Consider the following 21888-nt stretch of genomic DNA (forward strand, 5'->3'; position numbering starts at 1 on the left):
GAATCAGCAAAAGTCAGAACCATTCGAGTCTCAGACTTAACGAATAAGAAATATTCCTCAAGTCACAAGCATTAAAAGGGAACATTTGAACATTTGGGAACTTTTATTTAGGAATTTTTTGTTTGTAGTCGCGCTTTTTTGCTGTTAACCCTTTAGACAAACAAAGTCCAACCTGGGAATTTAACCCGACTGTACATCTAGAATATTAGTTAGATTGATGACCGGATTTACTACTAAGTGAGAGTAATTTGCATCACCATGTCGTTGAAATCGCGATCGCTTTGCGCATGTCCTATGGACTGATCGCTACCTCCACTTCCAGAACTATTCAAATCCTCAAAAGCAAATTTGAAAGTATCATTACTACCATTACCGAGTTCTAGGACATGATGTGTTCCATCGCTATTAGCCGCATCAAAAGCAAAGAATGCTTCTGTTCGACCATTTTCAAAATCATCAATGTCTCCATTTTGAATTAGATATGGAGCTAAGAAACTTCCTACTGGTAAATCAAAATTAAAGTTCGCAGAACTGAGATTGTCTTCTACTTGAAAATTCGCAATACTGTTAGCGATCGCAACTCGAGCATAATCTGCACCTTGTTCGGGTGTCCAAGTTTCACCAGTAACAGAGTCGATAATTGTTCCTTCGCGATCTGTGACAACATAAAAGCCGACTGAGTTATTAAACGCAGCTTCTCTACTAATAGTTACTTGAGCTTGTCCGGTAAAGCCGGTTAAATCTAAAAGCCCATCATCAATATTATTATTTTCTGAAGGAGTAAAGAAAACATCATCTACAAGATGAGCAATTTCACTATTGAGCTTGATAATATCGCCAAAAGTAGTTTGTTCAATTTCTGCAATTTCTTCTGGAGTAAAGAAACCACCTTCAGAAATCGGTCTTTCATACCAAAAACGATCTGATGCTCGGGAACGCTCAAATTGGTCGGCTAAAATTGCTTGGATGGTCTCCCCTGCACCAGATGGAGCAACTCGATCTTCTGCAAATAATCCAACTAATAAGTCTATGTCTTCTACACTTTTATAAAGAGTTTCCAGAGATTTTGCTAATTGAGGATCAGAGGTAATCTCATCAAAGCTAGTTACTCTTTCTAAACCAAAACTAGCCCGCACTTGGTTATAGTCAGCTAAACCTCGGTCGCGTCCCCGTTGCATGTTTGCAGAATACAAATCAAAGCCCACACCAGCAGGAGGAAATAAAGCATTACGCAAGTCAAAAACTACATTAGTATCGACTTCTTCTTCAAGGGTATAGGTGTTACCGCGTAAAATACCGTCAACGTCACTTCCTGTATTGATATTTGGCGCACCAAATGTAGTCAACAAAGGTAAAACAGTAACATTACCATCAGCATCAATGCTCTCTATTTTATTACCTGTTTGGCTGTGACCGAGACGTAAACCTGCAGCATTAAATTCGTCGCTTACTTGGGGAGATACAGTTGAATCGTAACCGGTATAAGCATCTATGACATTGCCTATTTGTAAAGGTAGCCATTCATACATGACAACCTTCTGATATTGGGCAATATTGATTTGACGAGCGCGTTCAAAAATTTGCTCATCAGTCCAGTCAGAATGGTATCTGGATAATTCTACAGCCAAACGATTATGATTTCTGACCCATAAAGTATGTTGGGAAACTAATCCATCTTGTTCGCTCACCCGATCGTCACCAGCAAGAAAACCTACGCCTTGGAAAAATCCACCACGGGTGATGTTTTGTTCATCTGCAGGTAGCAAATCATCGTTAACAGCCCAGGTTTCTTCAGAAAAAACCTTTAATTTACCTGATTTAAAAGCACGAACGGCTGTAGCAAATTCATCATTAGAACCATAAACAGCTGAAAGATCGAGCCAGTGAGTCAAATCATTGGGTGCTTCTGCTGGAATTACAGTTCCATCATCAAGAACTACTCCGGTACCATCTGTAATCGAATTCCTGGGAAATTCAAACTGTAAACCACCATCTTCTTGGCGAGAGATAGTTGGTAAAGGTGGAGTTTGAGGTGGAAAATTAACGTCATCTTCGGGGATATCAATGGGAAAATTAACTTCACTTACCCGAGCTAAATTATTATCGTGATTAACAAACTGACCAAAAGCCCAATTTAATGCACTTAAACCATCCGGGTTAGGAAGAGATTCTCCTTCTTCCAATGAGGATAAAGTATTACTGATAACACGCGCGCTAGGACGGTCGGAGGGTTCTAGCCATATAAAAGGTGCATCAGGTACATTACTTAATTTTTCCGTATTATCAACAACAGTTAACCCTAAACTTATTAACCTATTTTTTTCTGTTTCCGTAAATATTGGGATTGGTTGACGAGTGACTAAATTTCCATCTGCACCAATAAATTGATTACCCTCAGCATCTGAAGCTAATCCAGCAGGTGAGGAAAGCCCATCTTCAAACTCTGCAGGAGCCAAGCGAATAAATGGAGTGCTAGTTGCTCCCAATTCAGGTTGCCCTAAATTATTGTTAGAACCGTCAATCGTTCGAGTAGAAATTCCTCCATCTCCCACAACCAAACTACCGTCAGCAAATGGGTCTCGTGACAGGATTGACATTATTGTATGGTTTATAAAAATTTACATTACTTTCTCTATCGATCTTATCAATTTTAGGTATGAAGGGAAGTATAAAAAGTACTTAAATGCATCTAGTTATTGAATTTAACATATAAATCTTCATACATATGACATACAAGCACTTTTCATTACTAAATCTAGGTTTAAATAATAAAATAAGCACACAACTAAACACACCAATGGGTATTGAAGATACAAAATTATTTCTAAAATCAGGAATTCAGCTTTGTTTGAGGGGATGCTTATCTTAAAATATTTGCCGTAACATACTGGAATAAGATAAAAACCATAACCGATGTCCTAACCTAATTAGGTCACGCTATACCAATAAAAAAAGAGAGAGCTACTTGAGCAGCTCTCCAGATCATCAGGGTGCATCTACTGAAAATAATATAGCACATTATCAAGGGGTGACACCCCTCTTGACAAACTGCAACATTAAAATTAAATTAAGATTAGGTAAATAAAAATAAATATAAAATAGAGAGCTAGCTAAGTAGCTCTCCAGTTCATCAGGGTGCATTTGTTTATCAAATTATATCATTATTAAGACAAGGGGTTTCACCCCTTATTTTTATAAGTGTTAATTTTTAGGAAATTTAAATACCTGTGTTTTTTGGTATGTTCTGTGGATAAAAACTAATACAAAAAGAAATACAGGTTTTATTTGTATTCGGCGGTCAACCTATGTATTTTCCTGTTCCGCTTGTAAATATTCTATAGCTGCAGCTAATTTTGATGAATATCCTTGAGCAAATTTTTCAAACCAAAGACCTTCATAGGATAGAGGATCTAATTTAGAAAGCCAGTCTTGTGCGCGTTTTTGAAGCAGTTCTTGCTGTTTTGCTTGGAACTCTTCCCGTTCGAGATGCTGTTGTTCCAATTCTCGCTGTATCTGCAAATTTCGTTCTAAATCTTGTTGCTCAAAATCAGCTTTAACATCTGATAACAAACGATCCATCGGATCACTTTGGTCAAAATCAGGAGAAATAGGCGATTGTTTCGTAATGTGTGAGCTTGCAAATTTTGATGTCCCTCGAATTGTTTTTGACTGAAGCTTTTGACACTCATCAGTATCTTCATTCTCTTCTGTGGGTGATGAAGTGCGATTGTATTCACTTTTAAGCTCAGCCAAAAGCTTCTCGATGGGTTCCATTACTTATCTATTCCAGTTGTTCTGGTTCAATATATTCAATCAATAATGGCGTTTAGCAATACTTCTTTGAGGCTAGTATCTTCCATTTCACCCATAGTAATGGTATCACAAATGTCAAATTTCGCACCGGCACCTTCTAATTCATCATCTAATACTTTTAAAAAGCGACTTGCGTGGGGATCTTTTCCAACTTGAATAAAAGAAATTCCCAGTTCTTCATCCCTTTCCATGCGACGTGAAGCTTCAATAATTACCTTCATTACTTCTTTGCGATCATCTGGTTCGCCATCAGTAATGACTAAAATGATTTCTCCATTCGGTTTAATTTGACCTGCGGCTTTACGCTCAAAATAATTGTCAGTCGCATCTTTTAATACAGCGGCTAAATCTGTAGTCCCAGAAGGATCATTTTCTTGAAAAACTTGATTTACTTTGCTAGAAGTGACATTTTCATAACGTCTAAACTTCCCAGAAAAGACGTATACAGTAATACCATCAGGGTCAAATTGTTCGCATTTACTAGCTAAAGCGAAGGTAGATTCCTGTGCTGCGAACCATCTTGTTCTACCACCTTTTTGGTCTGGGGTAGCCATGCTGCCACTTTTATCAATAATTAAGGTGTAATCGCGATTTTCCAGCATAGTTGTATGTTCTTAATGATTATTGAATAAACTAAAAATAAATTAGTAGTAGATATACAGATTAATCAACTATTGCATTAGTTAATATTTCGACGATACTCATATCTTCCATGTCTTCAAGGGTAACTGTATCGCAAATATCAAATTTTGCTCCAACAGTTTGCATTCGATCATCTAAAGCTTTGAGGAACTGCGTTGCTTCGCGATCATTACCAACTTGAATTAGAGAAATTGCTAACTCTTCATCCCGTTCCATCTGACGAGATGCATTGATGATGGTCTCAAATACAGCTTTGCGATCATCAGGTTCGCCGTCAGTAATCACTAAAATTGTTTCTCCGTTTGGTTTTGCTTCTCCAGCAGCTTTGCGTCTAAAGTAATTTTCAGTTGCATCTTGAAGAACTGCTGCTAAGTTAGTTCTTCCCATTGGGTCATTTTCTAGAAATATCTGTGATACTTTTGCTGAGGTGACATCATCGTAACGTTTAAATTTGCCTGAAAATACGTATACGGTAATACCATCAGGGTCAAGTTGTTCGCATTTCCTCGCTAATGCTAAAGTAGATTCCTGAACGATTTCCCATCTTGTTCTTCCATCTGTTCCATCAGAAATGGACATGCTTCCACTTTTATCTAAGATTAATGTATAGTCCCGTTCTTGCATTGCTTGTTTTTCTACTAAATATTTCTGTGTGCGTATAGTGTAACGTTTGGTTATTAAAAGTGAGAACCATTCAGAAATCAAATTTTATTGTTAACACTATCGAGTCTGCTGTGAGATGAGACCTATTTTTATTATTATGTTCGATAGGATTTTAATAATATTCAATAGGATTTTACTCAAAAAAAGTATGTATAAGTTTACATGTACTGTGTACACATATATTTATACAGTTCGCTCGTAATATATTTCGGAAGGAAACTTGAAAACTTCCCAGCAAATTTACCTGAAATCAGATATCTTTGATTTCTTTACTGCAGATAAGAGGAAAATATAAATGTACTAATTAATTATTAATACCAACGATAGCCGTCAGTTTGATAAAATCGTTCTAATTTCTCTGGATTCCTGACGCTGTAAATAGATTTAATGTAACCATCTATAATTTCGAATGTGGTGACGCTGTGAATTTCACCATTAAGAAAAGCGATCGCGCCAGGTTGTCCATTAATCTCGATCGCACGAAAAACTGCTTTTGAAAGCCATTTGCGGCGCAGCGCGAGTAGAAATCGAGTTACTTTCATTGCTCCATGTAACGGTTTCAGGGTTGCAGGAACTTGTCCACCACCATCCGACCAATAGGTAACGTCTTTTGCTAAAAGTACTACTAAATCTTGCAAATTACTTTGATGCAAAGCCTCTAAGAATTTTTCTGTGATTTGCTCCTGTTGCTGATGGGAAACAGGAAAACGAGGACGTTGAGCTGCTATGTGCTGACGCGAACGCCGCAAAATTTGGCGACAGTTAGCTGGACTTTTATCCACTATCCGAGCAATTTCGTCATAGTCATATTCAAAAATCTCCCGTAGAAGAAAGACAGCTCTTTCAATTGGCGATAAGCGTTCCAAGATGACTAAAAACGCTATCGAAAGTGAATCAGCTAATTCCACTTGAAACGCCGGGTCATCCCTTTGCTTAGTTAGAATAGGTTCCGGTAACCACGGTCCTACATATTGTTCTCGTTGCACACGGGCTGAACGCAGGTGGTCAATGCAGAGACGTGTAGTAATCGTTGACAAATAGCTTTTAGCTGATTTTACCGTCTCTCCCCCTGTTTGTTGCCAGCGCAGAAATGTTTCTTGCACCATGTCTTCAGCATCAGTTAATGTACCTAACATGCGATAGGCAATGGCAAGTAGCAAAGGACGATACTGGTTAAAGCTTTCAAGATGATTCATCTTTTTCTGTTGATTCACCTTTCTTGCATACTAGAACATTTAAGGAGTAAATTAGTACTTTGCGAAATTAATTGTTCCGGGTGTATATCTAATCCGCCAAAGACTGCAAGTCCCTGTCTAATAGTAAAAGTCCTCTAGAGAAGACTAAGTAAATACCCGGAAAAATTAATGGGGTCTAAACTGGTATTTTGAATGGATCCAAAAGTATCTAATCCAATAATCTAAAGTATTAATTCACAGATAAAGTTTCGGAATCTTTGCTATTTTGCAATTTTTGAGGTTCATAACTTCCCGGAACTACTCGGGTTGTAATAGCAATGCGATTCCAAGCATTAATTGTAATGATTGCCATCAGTATATTAGCAACTTCATCCTGAGTAAAATAACGACACACATCATCGTAAATTTCATCTGAAATATGGTCAGCTGAAATCATGGTCACGGCTTCTGTAAAATTAAGAACTGCTCGTTCTTCTGCTGTAAAAAACGGAGTTTCCCGCCACGCACTAAGGGCATAAATTCGCTGTTCTGTTTCACCGTATAGTCTGGCATCTTTGGTGTGCATGTCAATACAGAAAGCACAACCATTAATTTGAGATGCGCGAATTTTAATCAGTTCCAATAATTTCGCATCAATACCACAACCTCGGACATATTTTTCTAATTGAAGCATTGCTCCATATGCAGCAGAGTCAACTTCAAATTCCATTCTGGGTTGCATTTGTAAACCTCCTGAGAAAACATGGGAAGTATTTACAAATAAAGACGAGATAGTATTATCTGTTGTGACAACTGATAGATAGATCATATATAAATTGCCACTGAAGTATGGCATTTGTACTCAATGCGTATAGACTATAGTACGTATGCTCGCCTCTTTCGGTTTAACAAACCGTTAGGATTTATAAGTTATGAGTTTTCTGTTAATTAACCCTTGACTCTTAACGAAGGTAACCTAAATCTGAAACAAAGATGACCCAAGTTACAGCGCCTCTTCTCAACAGTGAAATTTCCCCTGCCCAAGTTAAAATAGAATATCAAGTAGCAATGCCTCAACCTCAAAATCATTTATTTGAGGTTACCCTGCAAGTTAGCAATTATTCATCCCCACTATTAGATTTAAAATTACCTGTATGGACTCCAGGTTCTTACTTAGTAAGGGAATATGCCAAACATCTCCAGGATTTTGAAGCTTTCAGTGGCGAAGAACCCCTAACCTGGCGAAAAGTTAGCAAAAATCATTGGCAAGTAGAAACAGAAAATGTTGCTCAAATAACAGTTAAATACAGTATTTTTGCCAACGAACTTACAGTTCGCACAAATCATTTAGATGCTTCCCACGGTTATTTTAACGGCGCAGCAACATTGTTCCGGATTCCAGGACTAGATAAGCAAACAGTCAAAATTACTATCATTCCGCCAGCCCCCCAATGGCGAGTCACTACGGGATTACCGCCGGTTGCGGGGGAGAAAAATACTTTCCTTGCTGCTGATTATGACACTGTTGTAGATAGCCCATTTGAAATTGGAACCCACCAAGTACATCATTTTGAAGCTTTGGGTAAACCCCATGAGTTTGCAATTTGGGGTTCGGGAAACTTAAAAGTAGAACCAGTAATCGCCGACTTGCAAAAGATTATTGATGTCGAAGCAAAAATGTTCGGTGGGTTACCTTACGATCGATATGTTTTTTTCTTACATTTATTTGCCCAAGCTTACGGTGGTTTAGAACATAAAAATAGTTGTTGCTTAATTTATCCCCGTTTTGGTTTTCGCGATCGCGAGAAATACGAACGGTTTATGCAATTAGCCGCACATGAGTTTTTCCACCTGTGGAATGTTAAGCGGATTCGTCCTAAGGTTTTAGAAGTTTTTGATTACGATGGAGAAAATTACACACCTTCCCTATGGTTTTGTGAGGGAGCAACTAGTTACTACGATCTGTTAATTCCTTACCGAGCAGAGATTTATGATGTTAAAACTTACATCAAGAATTTAAATAAAGAAATCACAAGATACGAACAAACTCCAGGACGTCGGGTTCAACCGGTTTCCGAATCAAGTTTTGATGCTTGGATTAAACTTTACCGTCAAGACGCTAACAGTGGCAATTCGCAGATTTCCTATTATTTAAAAGGAGAACTCATATCCTTATTATTAGATCTACTAATTCGGGAACGTCACAAAAATAAGCGTTCCTTTGATGATGTGATGGTGCAAATGTGGGAAAAATTTGGTAAATCAGAAATTGGCTTTACCCCGGAAGAATTGCAACAAGTTATCGAGTCAGTTGCAGATACTCAATTACATGACTTTTTCCAACGTTACGTCCATAATACCGAAGACTTACCATTCAATGAATATCTAGAACCTTTTGGTTTACATTTAGTTGAAGATTTACCAGAAGAACCTTATTTAGGTATTCGGGTTAATAGCGAAAATGGACGGGAAGTTATTAAATTTGTTGAAGCCCTATCGCCAGCACAGCAAGCAGGAATTGACGCCAAAGATGAATTACTTGCGATTGATGGGCTGAAAGTAACAGCATCCCAATTAAGCGATCGCCTCAAAGATTATCAAGCAGGAGACACGATTCAAGTTACAGTATTCCATCAAGATGAACTGCGTAGTTTCCCTGTTACTTTGGATTCTCCACGTCCTAACAAGCATTACCTCAAAGTAGTAGAAAAGCCATCTCCTACTCAGCAAGAAAATTTTGTTGGATGGTTGGGTAAACCGTTGGGAGATATTTGATAATTGCTTGGAGATTTGAGTAATGAGTAATGAGTAATGTTAGCGCCTAGCGCAAGCGTACCGTAAGGTATTGCGGGGCGCGTAGCTAGCGTAAGCGTACCGGATCCGTAGGTAGCGAAGCTATAGGTATTGCGCACAGTAATAAGTATTTTAGCGCCTAGCAGTTGGCGGCGAAAGACGCACCTACGGTGTTTGTTGACGCGGCTTAGCCGTTCGCCCGCCCGCCGGAAGGCGTGTACTAACACGTAGTGCGTCCAAACGCGTAAGCGCAACCTGCATGATGTTAGTCAATAGTATACCTTTGGTATTGCAAGGCGCGTTTTACTCACACAGTAATAAGTGATTAATGACAAATACAGATGATAAATAAGCAAAAAATAGTTGTTGTGGGTGGTGGTGCTGCGGGATTTTTTGGTGCAATTACTGCAGCGAGAACTTATCCCCATGCAAAGGTAATATTACTCGAGGGTAGTCGCCAAACACTTTCCAAAGTTCGTATTTCTGGTGGTGGACGCTGTAATGTAACCCATGCTTGCTTTGAAGCAAAAGAATTAGTGCAAAATTATCCTAGGGGTGGTAAAGCTTTAATTGGTGCTTTTAGTCGCTTTCAAGCAAAAGATACAGTAGATTGGTTTACTAAACACGGTGTCAAACTCAAAACAGAAAAGGATGGGCGAATGTTTCCCATCACGGACAATTCAGAAACTATTATTGACTGTCTGAGTAAAGCTGCACATTTTGCAGGAGTAGAAGTTCGCACCGGTGAAGCTGTAAACTTCGTTTCACCTACGGGAAAAGATGGGGGGTTTGAAATTACCCTGAAGTCGGAAGAAAAATTACAATGCTACTCTGTCTTATTAGCAACTGGTAGTAATCCCTCAGGTTATAAAATCGCAAGGTCTTTGGGTCATAAAATTAAACAACCAGTACCCTCATTATTTACCTTTAATATTCGAGATCCAGAATTTCAAGAATTATCTGGTGTTAGCGTTAAGTCGGTGCGCGTACGTTTAACTGTTCCAGAAAATCCCCATCTCGAACAAACTGGTCCAATATTGATTACTCACTGGGGTGTAAGCGGTCCTGCTGTCCTCAAGCTTTCCGCTTGGGGTGCAAGGATACTACACTCAAATAATTATCAAGGTAGTTTACAAATCAATTGGTTACCCGACCTCAAGCAGGAACAAGTACGACAACAAATCTTAGCGGTAAAAGATGAATGGGGAAAGCGAGCGATCGCATTACATCGAGGAGTAGATCTACCCCATCGTCTTTGGCAATATATGGTTAGTCGTGTTGGGATCTCTGCAGAAGACCGTTGGGCGGAATTATCTAAAAAACATCTGAATAAATTGGTTCAAGAAATTACCCAAGGAAGATATTCTATTAGTGGTAAAGGTGTATTCAAAGAAGAATTTGTAACCTGTGGAGGCGTTCATCTCAAAGAAGTAGATTTTAAAACCATGGAAAGTAAATTAGTTCCAGGTTTGCACTTTGCGGGGGAAATTTTAGATATAGACGGTGTCACCGGAGGTTTTAACTTTCAAAGTGCTTGGACTACTGGTTATTTAGCAGGTTTGGGAATGGGGAATTAGGGATTAGAGTTAGCGGATCCGAAGGTAGCTATAGCTAGAGCGTGCGCGACAAGCCAGTCGTCATAGAGCCTGCGGTGCAGCGTCGGTGGAGAGAGCCTCTGGCGACTGGGGATTGGGAATTGATGACCTGCTTACTCTAGGGATTGTAAATCAAAACAACGAGAATTTTGGCAGAAACAAAAAATAAAATTTTCAACTGTGGAATTTTTCTCGATATTAGCGGTCAGATTTAAGTAATTATGGCAAAATTTGGAGCAATATATCTGTCCTTTGATGAAGGATTGATTGAAAAAGTAGATGAGATTTCTCAAATACTCATTCAAGTTGGTTACCTATTTATAGTTCGGTATCACCGTGAATCACCTTGGATTCAATTATATGTGGAAGAACCAGAAAACGTATCTGATTATGCTTACAAGGTGTCAAAAATATTTCCCAACAGACAAGTGATGGGTCTGGCTGCTTATACAGTGTATGATTCAGTTAGTTTTTCTCATTTCGAGAATGGAAAAATTGTTCGTTTGTTAGAGTCTGGATTTGAGAAAAAACGTCTATGGGACAAAATTGAAGGAAACACTCAACCTTGGGAATCCCAAATTTTTGGGAATATGAAGATGGAGATTGGTAGTGTGGGCATGGTAAGTTACCATATTCAGAAAATAGGTCAGTTTTTTCAACTACCGGGTTTTGGAATACCACAACAAGGAGAACCCTGGACTAAAGAAATTTAAGTCATATCTCGAATAAGAGCTAATATCGTTCAGTTCAGGCTAAATTTCAAGATTGATGCAGGTTGCTCTTAGGGACTGACCATAACATTTATCAAATTATTAAACCCTCACAATTTCCCCAAATTTTTTGCTTAATCTGAAAATAAGGTTCTTTCCAAATGGAAGGGTTTGGTAAATTATGGATGCCAAAACAATTGAAGTAAAACAAATCGCAACCCAATTACTAGCTGGTATGATTGCGAATCCCCATATTTATCCTACCTTCAGCGATGAAATGGCTAGGGGACAAAAAGAACAAGATTTAATCTTACTGGCTATTGGGATGGCACAGAGTTTAATTGAAAATACTGAGGAGAAAATCCATTCAAGAGTCCTCCAATGATTCAGGATAGTAGGGGTTAGCCGAAATAAGGATTGGAGATTACTTTCTAGCGTCGTAATGACGTAAATACGCGATCCGTGTGTAAGTCCCGATGAATTCAGAATCTTAATTTAAAGCTATATCAACACTTCTACAAGGCTATATCAACACTTCTAGAAGACCTCGGAAATTTATGGCTAGTTTTTTATTGTGTTTTTGTTTTTTACTTACCTACATGTCTAGCTATGCACTTGAATTCTCTTCCAACCCCCATGGACTTGAGATAAACAAGTCCTATGCTGCAATAGATAAATTTGACTGGAAGCGTAGGCAAATGGTGAAATATCAGCTTCGTAATCGTGGTATAAAGGATAAACGAGTTTTGGCAGCAATATCCAAAGTGCCTCGCCATGAATTTGTTGATTCATCTTTGAGGGATTTAGCCTACAGTGATAGTCCTTTACCGATCGGTCACAATCAGACGATCTCTCAACCTTATATTGTTGCTTACATGACTGAAGCTGGAGAAATTTCTCCCAGTGATAAGGTGTTAGAAATCGGAACTGGTAGTGGATATCAAGCAGCGGTATTAGGCGAGATCGCCAAAGAAGTCTATTCCATCGAGATTATTCCGCAGCTAGCTATTAAAGCGCGTCGAACCCTAAGCAGGTTAGGTTACCAGAATATCCAAGTTAAAACTGGTGATGGATATCAAGGTTGGGTAGAAAATGCTCCTTATGATGCAATTATTGTTACTGCCGCTCCAGAAAGTATACCCAAGCCCTTAATCGAACAACTAGCAATTAATGGAAAGATGGTAATTCCAGTAGGTAAGAGCAATCAAGAAATATTTGTCTTGACCAAAACCCAAAATGGTACCCTTAGTGAAAAAACCATCCCGGTTCGTTTCGTACCGATGAGAAGAAAATTCCTTCAATAGTAGGTAGTGTTCGTTTGGGAAGAAAATTAGCTGAATGGTTGTTAATTAGAAAGGAATTACGAGCTAGAAGTCTACTGCAACAACAAGCTAAGGAACGGTATCTGGAGTTTATCAAGGACAAGAATATTTTTCAGCAATTTACAGCTTTTTGAAAGAAGGAACCGGGAATTAAGAAACTTTCAAATAAAAACTTCAAATAAAAAATACATTACTTGTAAGGGCGCATTCCGGTGCGCCATTACTGGTAATAACATCACAATCCTGCTAAACAAAATAATGGCTTGAATAACTCAGTCACCTGATCGTCACTATTGGTAATCAATTTTAATCATGAAATGAAGTGAAATCTTCTAAGATAACTTACAACCAAATAAATCTCTATTCCATAAACTGATGCTTTTGAACTACAAAATCATATACTCCGCAAGGAAAACTATTGCTTTAGAGATTAATCAAGAAGGTCTAACTATCAGAGCACCCCAAAGAACTCCAAAAGAGGTGATTCATAATTTAATCAAAGAAAAAGAATCTTGGATCGATAAAAAGCTAAAGAATTGGGAGAGCAAAAAGCTACAAAATAACAATTTATACCAAAATACTACTAATCAAATCTGGCTCAAAGGTAGCCAATTTAATTTAAGAACTGATAGCAATGTAAATGATTATCTCATCCAAGATAATAATAAAACTATATTATTTAATAATAATTTTTTTGAGTTCGATAGATTATACGAAAAAGAGTTAAGCACCTACATCAGACCAAAAATCATTTTGTTTAGTCAGAAACTTCAAGTAGAAGTTAATACAATTAGGATTAAAAAACTTAAAAGTAGATGGGGCTCTTGCTCATCTAAAAAGAATCTCAATTTCAATTTATCTTTAATAAAAACTCCTACATTTATTATTGACTATGTTATTGCTCATGAAGTATCTCATCTAAAAGAGATGAATCATTCACCTGCCTTTTGGGAAGTCGTAGAAAGTATATACCCTAAATACAAAGAGGCCAAAATATGGTTGAAGAAAAATGGAAGATATTGGATTAACTAATAAGGAAAACATCAGATTTAGATAATCTCATATAAACTAAACAACCAAAAAATGAAGATGGTGTAAGAAGAATTCCAAAGTAGGATATATAAATTAATCCTATCTGAATTAAAGTAAATGGTGAAATAGTCAGAGGTATAAGATTATATTTGTCAATTACTTGTAACGAAAATTTCTATTTGTGAGTCAGTACAGCATTAGAATTGTAACTTAATACTATCCTTTAAATCCTTCAAACCCTTACAAAAAGCATATTTATAAGCTTTACATAACTACAATTAAAATCAAAAAACTGTTTATAGGTTGATAACACATTGATAGTTGCCAAAATGGCAACAATTTAATTTGTAAACCAGATACTCTTTATATATACGCGTTCTTGTGCAAATATTCCTAATTTCCCCGACAAACTGTTGGGGTATTTTTATCTCTATCGTGTACTAAATCATCCTTGGAGAAAGCGAGAAACTAGTTAGATCTTTAAGACTAGTAGCTAAAGTGCAGCACTGTGGGTACCAGGGAGCAATAGGAGATAGCAGTAAACAAAAACCCAATCATCAAAATGTAAATTTTGAGAATACGAACGCTAAAATCGAGAAGAACCAATCATTGATAATTAAATATTTTCCCGTAATGTTGCCAAGAGAAGAATTGTTAAAAGGTGTTGAAAATCGAGAAACTGTAGCTCGTGTAGTTGACCAAGCCGAGCAAGCAATAAAAACCTGGGAAATAGTTTTAACTGATTTTCTCTCACCACCAGAATTGGCAGAAATACGAGAAATTTTTCAACGTTTAACTGATGTAGAATTAGCTATTTGGGGTGGATATCCCCAAGCTGAACGCTGTAGAGTTGCGATCGCACGTTCCGATCTACCATTAGACCAATCTCAAGTTGAAGTTGCAGTATTGGATATTGCGGGTAATTTTCTGTTTGATACAGCAACCCACCGCGACTTTTTAGGTTCAATGTTGGGAACCGGAATAGTCCGGGAAAAAACGGGAGATATTATTGTTTTGGGGGAACGTGGAGCACAAGCAATAGTTGTGCCAGAAATGGTAGAGTTTCTAGAAATGAATTTGACTCAAGTACGTTCAGTTCCTGTCAAAACCCAACGTATAGACTTGAGTGAATTAAAAATTCGTCAACCAAAGAAAAAAGAAATGACTACTGTGGAAGCATCTTTACGATTAGATGCTGTTGCATCTGCGGGTTTTGGAATGTCCCGCAGTAAGATGGTCGATCTAATCTCAGGTGGAGATGTACGGGTTAACTGGAAAGAAATATCTCAAGCAAGTTCTACGATCAAATCCGGCGATTTGATTGCTATACGCGGTAAAGGGAGATTAGAAATAGGAGATATTGCAGTTACGAAAAAACAACGTTACCGCGTGCAGATGACGAAGTATGTTTGATAGGGGATTGGTAATGAGTAATGAGTAATGAGTAATGAGTAATGAGTAATGAGTAATGGGTAATGAGTAATGGGTAATGGGTAATGGGTAATGGGGACAGACAATAATCAAAATTCTGACTCCTAACTCCTGACTCCTAACTCCTGACTCCTGCTGTGCTTACGCCCCACTTACGTTAACGCCGTAGGCGCGGTCTGTCCTGACTTCTGCTGTGCTTACGCCCCACTTACGTTAACGCCGTAGGCGCGGTCTGTCCTGACTTCTGACTCCTTACGCTTTAAACTGTTTTTCCAAAATATTAACCAAGGTTTCCCGAGGTAGAAATCTTGGCATATTTACTATGATTTTACCGAGGGCTCCTGCACTTACAACTGTGGATTTATCTTCTTTTAAAGCTTTGAGGGTGTTACTTACAACTTCTTCTGGGGTAGAAACCTTACTGGTTTTACCTGTAAAGGAACTAGGGAAATTAGCTTCTTCAAAAAAGTTTGTTTCTGTAGGACCGGGACAAACTACAATTACGCGCACTCCATACTGACGATTTTCAGCCCAAAGTGATTCGCTAAAACTTAGTACGAATGCTTTCGTTGCTGCATAAACTGATAGGTATGGTATTGGTTGAAATCCAGCGATCGAAGAAACATTAATGATATTTCCTGAACGACGCTGCTGCATTTGAGGGAGAAATTTATGGGTTAAATCCATTAGTGCAATAATATTAAGCTGCACCATTTTGATTTGTCTTTCTCCATCTGTCTGAGCAAATTCACCATAATCTCCAAAACCTGCATTATTAATTAAGGTATCTACGGCTATCCCTTTCGATTGAACAGTTTCAAATAGCTCTTGGGTCGCTGATGGTGCAGTTAAGTCTTTGACTATAACCTCCACTTGGATTTTATGCTGTTCTTGCAATTGAAAAGCCAGTTTATTGAGTTTTTCCTCAGAACGAGCAACAATAATCAAATTCTCTTTTTTTGCTGCAAGTTCTCGAGCAAAAGCTTCACCAATACCACCGGATGCACCAGTAATTAAAGTTGTAGGCATTTTCAATATTTTAGAAAGTGTTTATTACAAAATATTAACTTCTCTAGAGTCGATATCTGCAAGAAATTATCCAGAGACTTAATTTATCTCGTGTCTCAGTGAATGTAAAGTTCTGAGAATCAAGTTTCTAAAATGAATTTTGAGAATAAAATTTTTATGGGTATTTGCTTCAGAGGATAAGTCGTGCTATTATTTGCAAGTCGCGGACGTATAGCTCAGTTGGTTAGAGCGCTACGTTGACATCGTAGAGGTCACTGGTTCGAATCCAGTTACGTCCATTTTCTAGAGTGAAGTATATCTATTTAATTAGGAAATTCCTGTATGTTAACTAATTAATTTCACTGTTAACACATTAGTGTCAACTGTTAACAAATTGTTGTCACAATTAATATTCTTGTATGTTACCACATCTTATCAAACTACCAGCCTAGGAAGTAATATCATTCCGGTGTAACCGGGACTGATATTACTTTGATCGCGCAACCCGAACAAGAGTAAAGAGGTTTAGTAGGTTGACTTGCGGACTTCAATCACTCAGCTTTCCCAATCACAGTAAAAGCAGCCCAATTTCTTGGATCGGGGTCGCCATCCCGAATCATGGTTAACATCGCTTCCCGCATTGCTTTAGCTTTATCAAATTTCTTTTCGTCAATGTTGGTATAAAAATGATTCATCAAAGTTGCGGTTTGACCGTCGGGAACTTTCCACAGGGAAACAACTAAAGTGGGAACGCCAGCAGCCATAAAAGCACGGGATAAACCAACAACTCCTTCTCCTTTGATATCACCCTTACCGGTATCACAAGCACTCAGGACTACTAATTCAGCTTGTAACTTTTGTTGGTTCGGTAAACCAAAACGTTCCATAATTTCCACAGTAGTGAGGAAACCATCTTCTTTACCGGAAGGAGTAAGAGCAATAGCACCAGCAGAACCAACAGCATTAGTATCATCAAGTAAACCGTGGGTAGCAAGGTGAATCAGTTTCGCAGATGCCATTTTTTGTACGATTGCTGATTCTGTTGCTTGGTCACCAATTAGAGCTTTTGTACCAAGCATTTGAGCAATATTGTTTGCTTCTTTCTCTGCACCAGGTAGTTGAGTAAGTGGTTCTAATTCTTTCCCGACTCCTCCTTTAGGCATGGTAGGATTACCGACAATCAAAGCTTCTTTACCGCGAGGAAGAGTAGGTGTGTTTTGTTTTTGCTGTGCTTGTTGCTTTGGTTGGGTCAAACTCAGTGCTTGAATGGAAGGTGCAGTGAGGATAGTATGTTTTTCAATCAGGTATTTATCTTTTTCGTCTTGGAGTGCAACGAAGGGAACTAAAAATAATTCTTGATGGGGAATGAAAATCACTCGTTGTTGTTCATCTTGGGGTAACAAGTCAGCAATGGGTTTTATCAGGAGTTGATGGAGTTGTTTTAAGCGGTTGGTCGAGTCGTCTTGAGAATTATCTTTTTTCCTAGGGGAATTATCGCTACCACGTCCTCTGACATCAAGCTGGTTTTTCCGAGTGATTTTTACCAGTTCTTGAAGAGAAATATTTTTGGGAAGAGGAACAGTACGGAATTGAATTTTTCCCTGAGGTGGAATCACCCAAACATAAATTTCATCTGGGGTTACTGAATATTCAACTAGGGTTGCATTTTGTTTGCGAGCAACTTGTTGAATTTGTGCAAGATTTGGAGCAGGGGGAATGATATTTTCCTTTAATTGAGGATTTCTGCTCTTGATTAATATTTCTACTAAAGCGCGGGTTCTTCCCCGTTCAGCAGTGATTAAAGCTTGATAGGGTTTCTTTTGAGCAACCTGGACTTGTTGTTGTAGACGGTAAGTTACAGCTTGTGTGTCAAAAATATTTACTTTATTGGTATCTTGGTTACCTAAGTATGAACGGATGTTTTCCCAAATCGCAATTGCTTGGCGGAAGTTTTTTTCTGCGTTTTCATACTGTTTTAATTCCCTATAAATATCTCCTAGATTGTTCAGAGAAACAGCTTGACCAAAAGGATTAACGATTTCCTTATCGATAGCTAAAGATTGCTGGTAGTATCGAATCGCTTTGCGGTCATCCCCCAAACGGTAGTAAGCATTTCCCAGATTATTCAGAGATTGAGATTGACCCAAAGGATTACCGATTTCTTTAAAAATAGCTAAAGATTGCTCTTGGTATTGAATTGCTTTGCGGTAATCCCCCAAGCTATGGTGAGCAAGTCCCAGATTGAGCTGAGATTTAGCTTGACCCAAAGGATTACCGATTTCCTTAAAGATAGCTAAAGATTGCTCTTGGTATTGAATTGCTTTGCGGTAATTCCCCAAACGATAGTATGCAATTCCCAGATTCATCAGAGAATTAGCTTGACCCGAAGGATTACCGATTTCCTTAAAAATAGCTAAAGATTGCTCTTGGTATTGAATTGCTTTGCGGTAATCCCCCAAGCTATAGTAAGGCATTCCCAGATTGAGTAAAGAATTAGCTTGAACCAAAGGATTATCGATTTCCTTATCAATTGCTAAAGATTGTTGGTGGTATTGAATTGCTTTGCGGTAATTCCCCAAACGATGGTAAGCAAGTCCCAGATTGGTCAGAGATTGAGCTTCACCCAAACGGTTTCTAATTCTCTTTGAGATAGCTAAAGATTGTTGGTGGTATTGAATTGCTTTGTGGTACTTCCCCAAATCACTGTGAACAGTTCCCAAATTCATCAGAGAATTAGCAATACCTTTGCGATTTCCAATTTCTCGATAAATAGCTAATGAATCCTCCCAAGATTTCAATGCTTGTTTAAATTGACTGATATTAAACTGTTTCCAACCTTGCTTTAATAATCTGTTAGCTTCTGCTTTACGGTCATTTACTGTTTGAGCAACTGCGGTGGAATCTAAAAATTTCAGCTTTAAATTAACTCCCCAAGATTCAGAAATGCTTAGTGATGCGGTAATTAGGGCTAAGAGAAAATATTTATTCCAGTTTATATTCATGAAAGTTATCCAAATCTGAGAAATTTTCTATATTTGAGGTGCAGAAATCGGCTTTTGGAAAAGCTCGAACGACCCAGAAACCGAAAATTGATTACTTGCTTGTGAAATATTTGTGTAACTATATAAATTCCTAATCCCCAGACACCAAGCTAACTTTGTTCCCATCCTTATCAGGAGTGCAGAAATCATGACTTTCGATTTGCTCGATCTGCGCTTTCAACTCGGGGGAAGGATTTTCTACCGCATACATTTCCCGAAACACATCTGACCACAGTTCTTTGTCTGCAAAGTATTCAATTCGCGCTAAAACAATTTTTTCTCCCTTTACACCTTTAGCTTTCAATTTGCTTTCGAGCTGCTTTAATTCCTCAGAAATGCGATCGCGCTCTTCAGTCTTCATAATCCGAAATGATTGCTTATTGGGAATATCCTTTTCAGAAAGTGGCTCGGTTTCTCCCCAAGAATATGCTTGACCTGGTTCTAATGTTTTTCCCTGATAAACAATGCTGTTAGTCTTAGATTCAAGATTTTCAGACCACATCAATTTATTGCTGCGAATATGGCGTACTTCTATACCCTTGATTTCACCTTGCCATAAAAACACCGGTTTAGTACCCCAAACTAATAGAGTTTCTTTCTTATCATCTGGGTCTTGGAGTTTGCCAGGAGTAATCATACACAGAGTTGGTTGTTTTGGCGATCGCGAGCCCTTCTGACCTTTTTTGCGTCGCAGTTCCCTCCAGATATCGCCCCAAGATAAGGCAAGTAATTGACGATTACCATCTTTGCGTATGATTTGTTTTTCTGGGGTGAGAAAATTCGTTTTGGTGGCAGCTTGGAGTGGTAATGCAGATGAAATAAACACCACCATGGTAAAAAATATCCGCAGTGCAGACTTAGGATTTGTCAGTTTTGTCATCATTTGTTCTCGTGAAAATTAGCAAAAAACTTTATCACCCTTATATATCTTTGAAAAACCAGACCCTATGCATTTTTTTGGGGATTAATTTTGATATTCTGGTTATCAGACTGAAGCGATACGCTTAGTTGCCTGTTTGCAGAACACAAACTTCATGTAAAAGCCTTTTAATTCTTAACTTATGATTTGTGGATTTCAATCATTCTGCTTTCCCAATCACGGTAAAAGCCGCCCAATTTCTCGGATAGGGGTCGCCATCGTTATCCCGAATCATTGTTAACATGGCTTCCCGCATCGCCTTAGCTTTATCCATATCGTGTGTGTAGATATTAGTATAAAAATGATTCATCAAAGTAGCGGTTTGAGCATCGGGAACTTTCCACAGAGATACTACTAGAGTGGGGACGCCGGAAGCCATAAAAGCACGGGATAAACCAACAACTCCTTCCCCTTTGATATCGCCCCTACCTGTATCACAAGCACTCAATACAACTAATTCAGCCTGTAACTTTTGTTGGTTAGGTAAGCCAAAACGTTCCATAATTTCCACTGTAGTGAGGAAACCATCATCTTTACCGGAGGGAGTGAGAGCAATCGCACCAGGAGAACCAATAGCATTGGTACCATCAAATAAACCATGAGTAGCAAGATGAATCAGCTTTGCAGATGCCATTTTTTGTACGATAGTTGATTCTGTTGCTTGGTCGCCAATAAGAGCTTTTGTGCTAAGCTTTCGAGCAATATTGTTCGCTTCTTTTTCTGCACCAGGTAGTTGAGGAAGTGGTTGTAATTCTTTCCCGACTCCTCCTTTAGGCATAGTAGGATTACCGACAATCAAAGCTTCTTTACCGCGAGGAAGAGTAGGTGTGTTTTGTTTTTGCTGTGCTTGTTGTTTTGGTTCGGTCAAACTCAATGCTTGAATGGAAGGTGCGGTGAGGATAGTATGCTTTTCAATCAGATATTTACCTTTTTCATCTTGGAGAGCGACGAAGGGAACTAAAAATAGTTCTTGATGGGGAATGAAAATCACTCGTTGTTCTTCATCTTGGGGTAACAAGTCAGCAATGGGTTTTATTAGGATTTGATGGAGTTGTTTTAAGCGGTTGGTAGAGTTGTCTTGAGAATGATTTTGTTTTGTAGGGGAATGATCGTTACCACGTCCTCTGATATCAAGCTGATTTTCCCTAGTGATTTTTACCAGTTCTTGAAGAGAAATATCTTTGGGAAGAGGAACAGGGCGGAATTGAATTTCACCGTGAGGTGGAACCACCCAGATATAAAGTTGATGATCGAAAACAATGGAATATTCAACTAGGGTTGCATTTTGTTTGCGAGCAACTTGTTGAATTTGTGCAAGATTTGGAGCAGGTGGAATCAGTTTTCCTTCTGGCTTCTGATTTATTCGTCGCCATAAGATTTCTACCAAAGCACGGTTTCGTCCTTGTTCGGAAATTACTAGAGCTTGTTGGGGTTGTTTTTGAGCAACGAGGACTTCTTGTAGAAGACGGTAGGTTCGTGCTTGTTCTTCAAAGATGGAAATTTTAAAGTTATCATCTTTGTGACGTAAATATGAGCGAATATCTTCCCAAATCAGAATTGCTTGGCGGAAGTTTTTTTCTGCAGTTTCATACTGTTTCAATTGCTTATGAGCAAATCCCAGATTATTCAGAGAATTAGCTTGACCCAAAGGATTACCGATTTTCTTTGAGATAGCTAAAGATTGGTGATGGTATTGAATAGCTTTGGGGTAATCCCCCAAACGGTAGTAAGTGTTTCCCAGATT

The 21888-nt window shown here is 38.4% G+C and carries 18 protein-coding genes and 1 tRNA gene; 9 read left to right on the plus strand and 10 right to left on the minus strand.

What is annotated here, in order from left to right; translation table 11 throughout:
- Window positions 1-233: 233 nt before the first annotated feature.
- The 6 genes from QNJ50_RS07685 to QNJ50_RS07710 form a co-directional block, all read right to left on the minus strand.
- Entirely contained in the window at window positions 234-2597 is a 2364-nt protein-coding gene (locus QNJ50_RS07685; protein ID WP_300633757.1) for a peroxidase family protein, read from the minus strand.
- Between the two features lie 706 nt (window positions 2598-3303).
- Window positions 3304-3774 carry a hypothetical protein gene (locus QNJ50_RS07690; RefSeq protein WP_300633758.1) on the minus strand — a complete coding sequence of 157 codons (471 nt, stop codon included), beginning with the start codon at window positions 3772-3774 and terminating at the stop codon, window positions 3304-3306.
- Between the two features lie 35 nt (window positions 3775-3809).
- Complete coding sequence (locus QNJ50_RS07695) at window positions 3810-4415, minus strand: VWA domain-containing protein (protein WP_300633759.1); 606 nt, start codon at window positions 4413-4415, stop codon at window positions 3810-3812.
- 61 nt (window positions 4416-4476) lie between these two features.
- Complete coding sequence (locus QNJ50_RS07700) at window positions 4477-5079, minus strand: VWA domain-containing protein (RefSeq protein ID WP_300633760.1); 603 nt, start codon at window positions 5077-5079, stop codon at window positions 4477-4479.
- Window positions 5080-5429: 350 nt separating this feature from the next.
- Entirely contained in the window at window positions 5430-6314 is an 885-nt protein-coding gene (locus QNJ50_RS07705; RefSeq protein ID WP_300633761.1) for an RNA polymerase sigma-70 factor, read from the minus strand.
- A gap of 229 nt (window positions 6315-6543) precedes the next feature.
- Window positions 6544-7122 carry a carboxymuconolactone decarboxylase family protein gene (locus tag QNJ50_RS07710; protein WP_300633762.1) on the minus strand — a complete coding sequence of 193 codons (579 nt, stop codon included), beginning with the start codon at window positions 7120-7122 and terminating at the stop codon, window positions 6544-6546.
- Between the two features lie 164 nt (window positions 7123-7286).
- Between QNJ50_RS07710 and QNJ50_RS07715 the strand changes: the two genes are divergently transcribed.
- From QNJ50_RS07715 to QNJ50_RS07750, 8 genes are all read left to right on the plus strand, one after another.
- A complete protein-coding gene (locus tag QNJ50_RS07715; protein ID WP_300633764.1) occupies window positions 7287-9068 on the plus strand; it encodes a M61 family metallopeptidase in 1782 nt (593 codons plus the stop codon).
- 359 nt (window positions 9069-9427) lie between these two features.
- Window positions 9428-10663 (plus strand): NAD(P)/FAD-dependent oxidoreductase, encoded by a 1236-nt coding sequence (locus QNJ50_RS07720; RefSeq protein WP_300633766.1) that lies wholly within the window; start codon window positions 9428-9430, stop codon window positions 10661-10663.
- Window positions 10664-10902: 239 nt separating this feature from the next.
- Window positions 10903-11394 (plus strand): hypothetical protein, encoded by a 492-nt coding sequence (locus QNJ50_RS07725; protein ID WP_300633768.1) that lies wholly within the window; start codon window positions 10903-10905, stop codon window positions 11392-11394.
- A gap of 178 nt (window positions 11395-11572) precedes the next feature.
- Complete coding sequence (locus QNJ50_RS07730) at window positions 11573-11776, plus strand: hypothetical protein (protein WP_300633770.1); 204 nt, start codon at window positions 11573-11575, stop codon at window positions 11774-11776.
- Window positions 11777-11990: 214 nt separating this feature from the next.
- Window positions 11991-12695: a protein-L-isoaspartate(D-aspartate) O-methyltransferase gene (locus QNJ50_RS07735; RefSeq protein ID WP_300633771.1), complete on the plus strand. Its 705-nt coding sequence runs from the start codon at window positions 11991-11993 to the stop codon at window positions 12693-12695.
- A 14-nt stretch (window positions 12696-12709) separates the two neighbouring features.
- Complete coding sequence (locus tag QNJ50_RS07740) at window positions 12710-12847, plus strand: hypothetical protein (RefSeq protein WP_300633773.1); 138 nt, start codon at window positions 12710-12712, stop codon at window positions 12845-12847.
- Window positions 12848-13088: 241 nt separating this feature from the next.
- Window positions 13089-13745, plus strand: a complete 657-nt coding sequence (locus QNJ50_RS07745; protein WP_300633774.1) for a SprT family zinc-dependent metalloprotease — start codon at window positions 13089-13091, stop codon at window positions 13743-13745.
- Between the two features lie 633 nt (window positions 13746-14378).
- A complete protein-coding gene (locus QNJ50_RS07750; RefSeq protein WP_300633784.1) occupies window positions 14379-15158 on the plus strand; it encodes a photosystem II S4 domain protein in 780 nt (259 codons plus the stop codon).
- Between the two features lie 270 nt (window positions 15159-15428).
- On the opposite strand, the gene QNJ50_RS07755 is transcribed toward QNJ50_RS07750, so the two are convergent.
- Window positions 15429-16205, minus strand: a complete 777-nt coding sequence (locus QNJ50_RS07755; RefSeq protein WP_300633776.1) for an SDR family oxidoreductase — start codon at window positions 16203-16205, stop codon at window positions 15429-15431.
- A 204-nt stretch (window positions 16206-16409) separates the two neighbouring features.
- On the opposite strand from QNJ50_RS07755, the gene QNJ50_RS07760 reads away from it, so the two are divergent.
- Window positions 16410-16483, plus strand: a tRNA-Val gene (locus QNJ50_RS07760).
- A 252-nt stretch (window positions 16484-16735) separates the two neighbouring features.
- Here the strand turns inward: QNJ50_RS07760 and QNJ50_RS07765 are convergent.
- From QNJ50_RS07765 to QNJ50_RS07775, 3 genes are all read right to left on the minus strand, one after another.
- On the minus strand, window positions 16736-19186 hold the full coding sequence (locus tag QNJ50_RS07765) for a CHAT domain-containing tetratricopeptide repeat protein (protein WP_300633778.1): 2451 nt from the start codon (window positions 19184-19186) through the stop codon (window positions 16736-16738).
- A gap of 130 nt (window positions 19187-19316) precedes the next feature.
- The gene (locus QNJ50_RS07770; RefSeq protein ID WP_300633779.1) at window positions 19317-20108 is read right to left on the minus strand and encodes a hypothetical protein; all 792 of its coding nucleotides are present in this window, start codon (window positions 20106-20108) and stop codon (window positions 19317-19319) included.
- Between the two features lie 196 nt (window positions 20109-20304).
- The coding region (locus tag QNJ50_RS07775) for a CHAT domain-containing tetratricopeptide repeat protein (RefSeq protein WP_300633780.1) at window positions 20305-21888 on the minus strand (1584 nt) is incomplete at its 5' end.

This window comes from Mastigocoleus sp. MO_188.B34, from assembly GCF_030065675.1.
Lineage (GTDB): Bacteria > Cyanobacteriota > Cyanobacteriia > Cyanobacteriales > Nostocaceae > Mastigocoleus.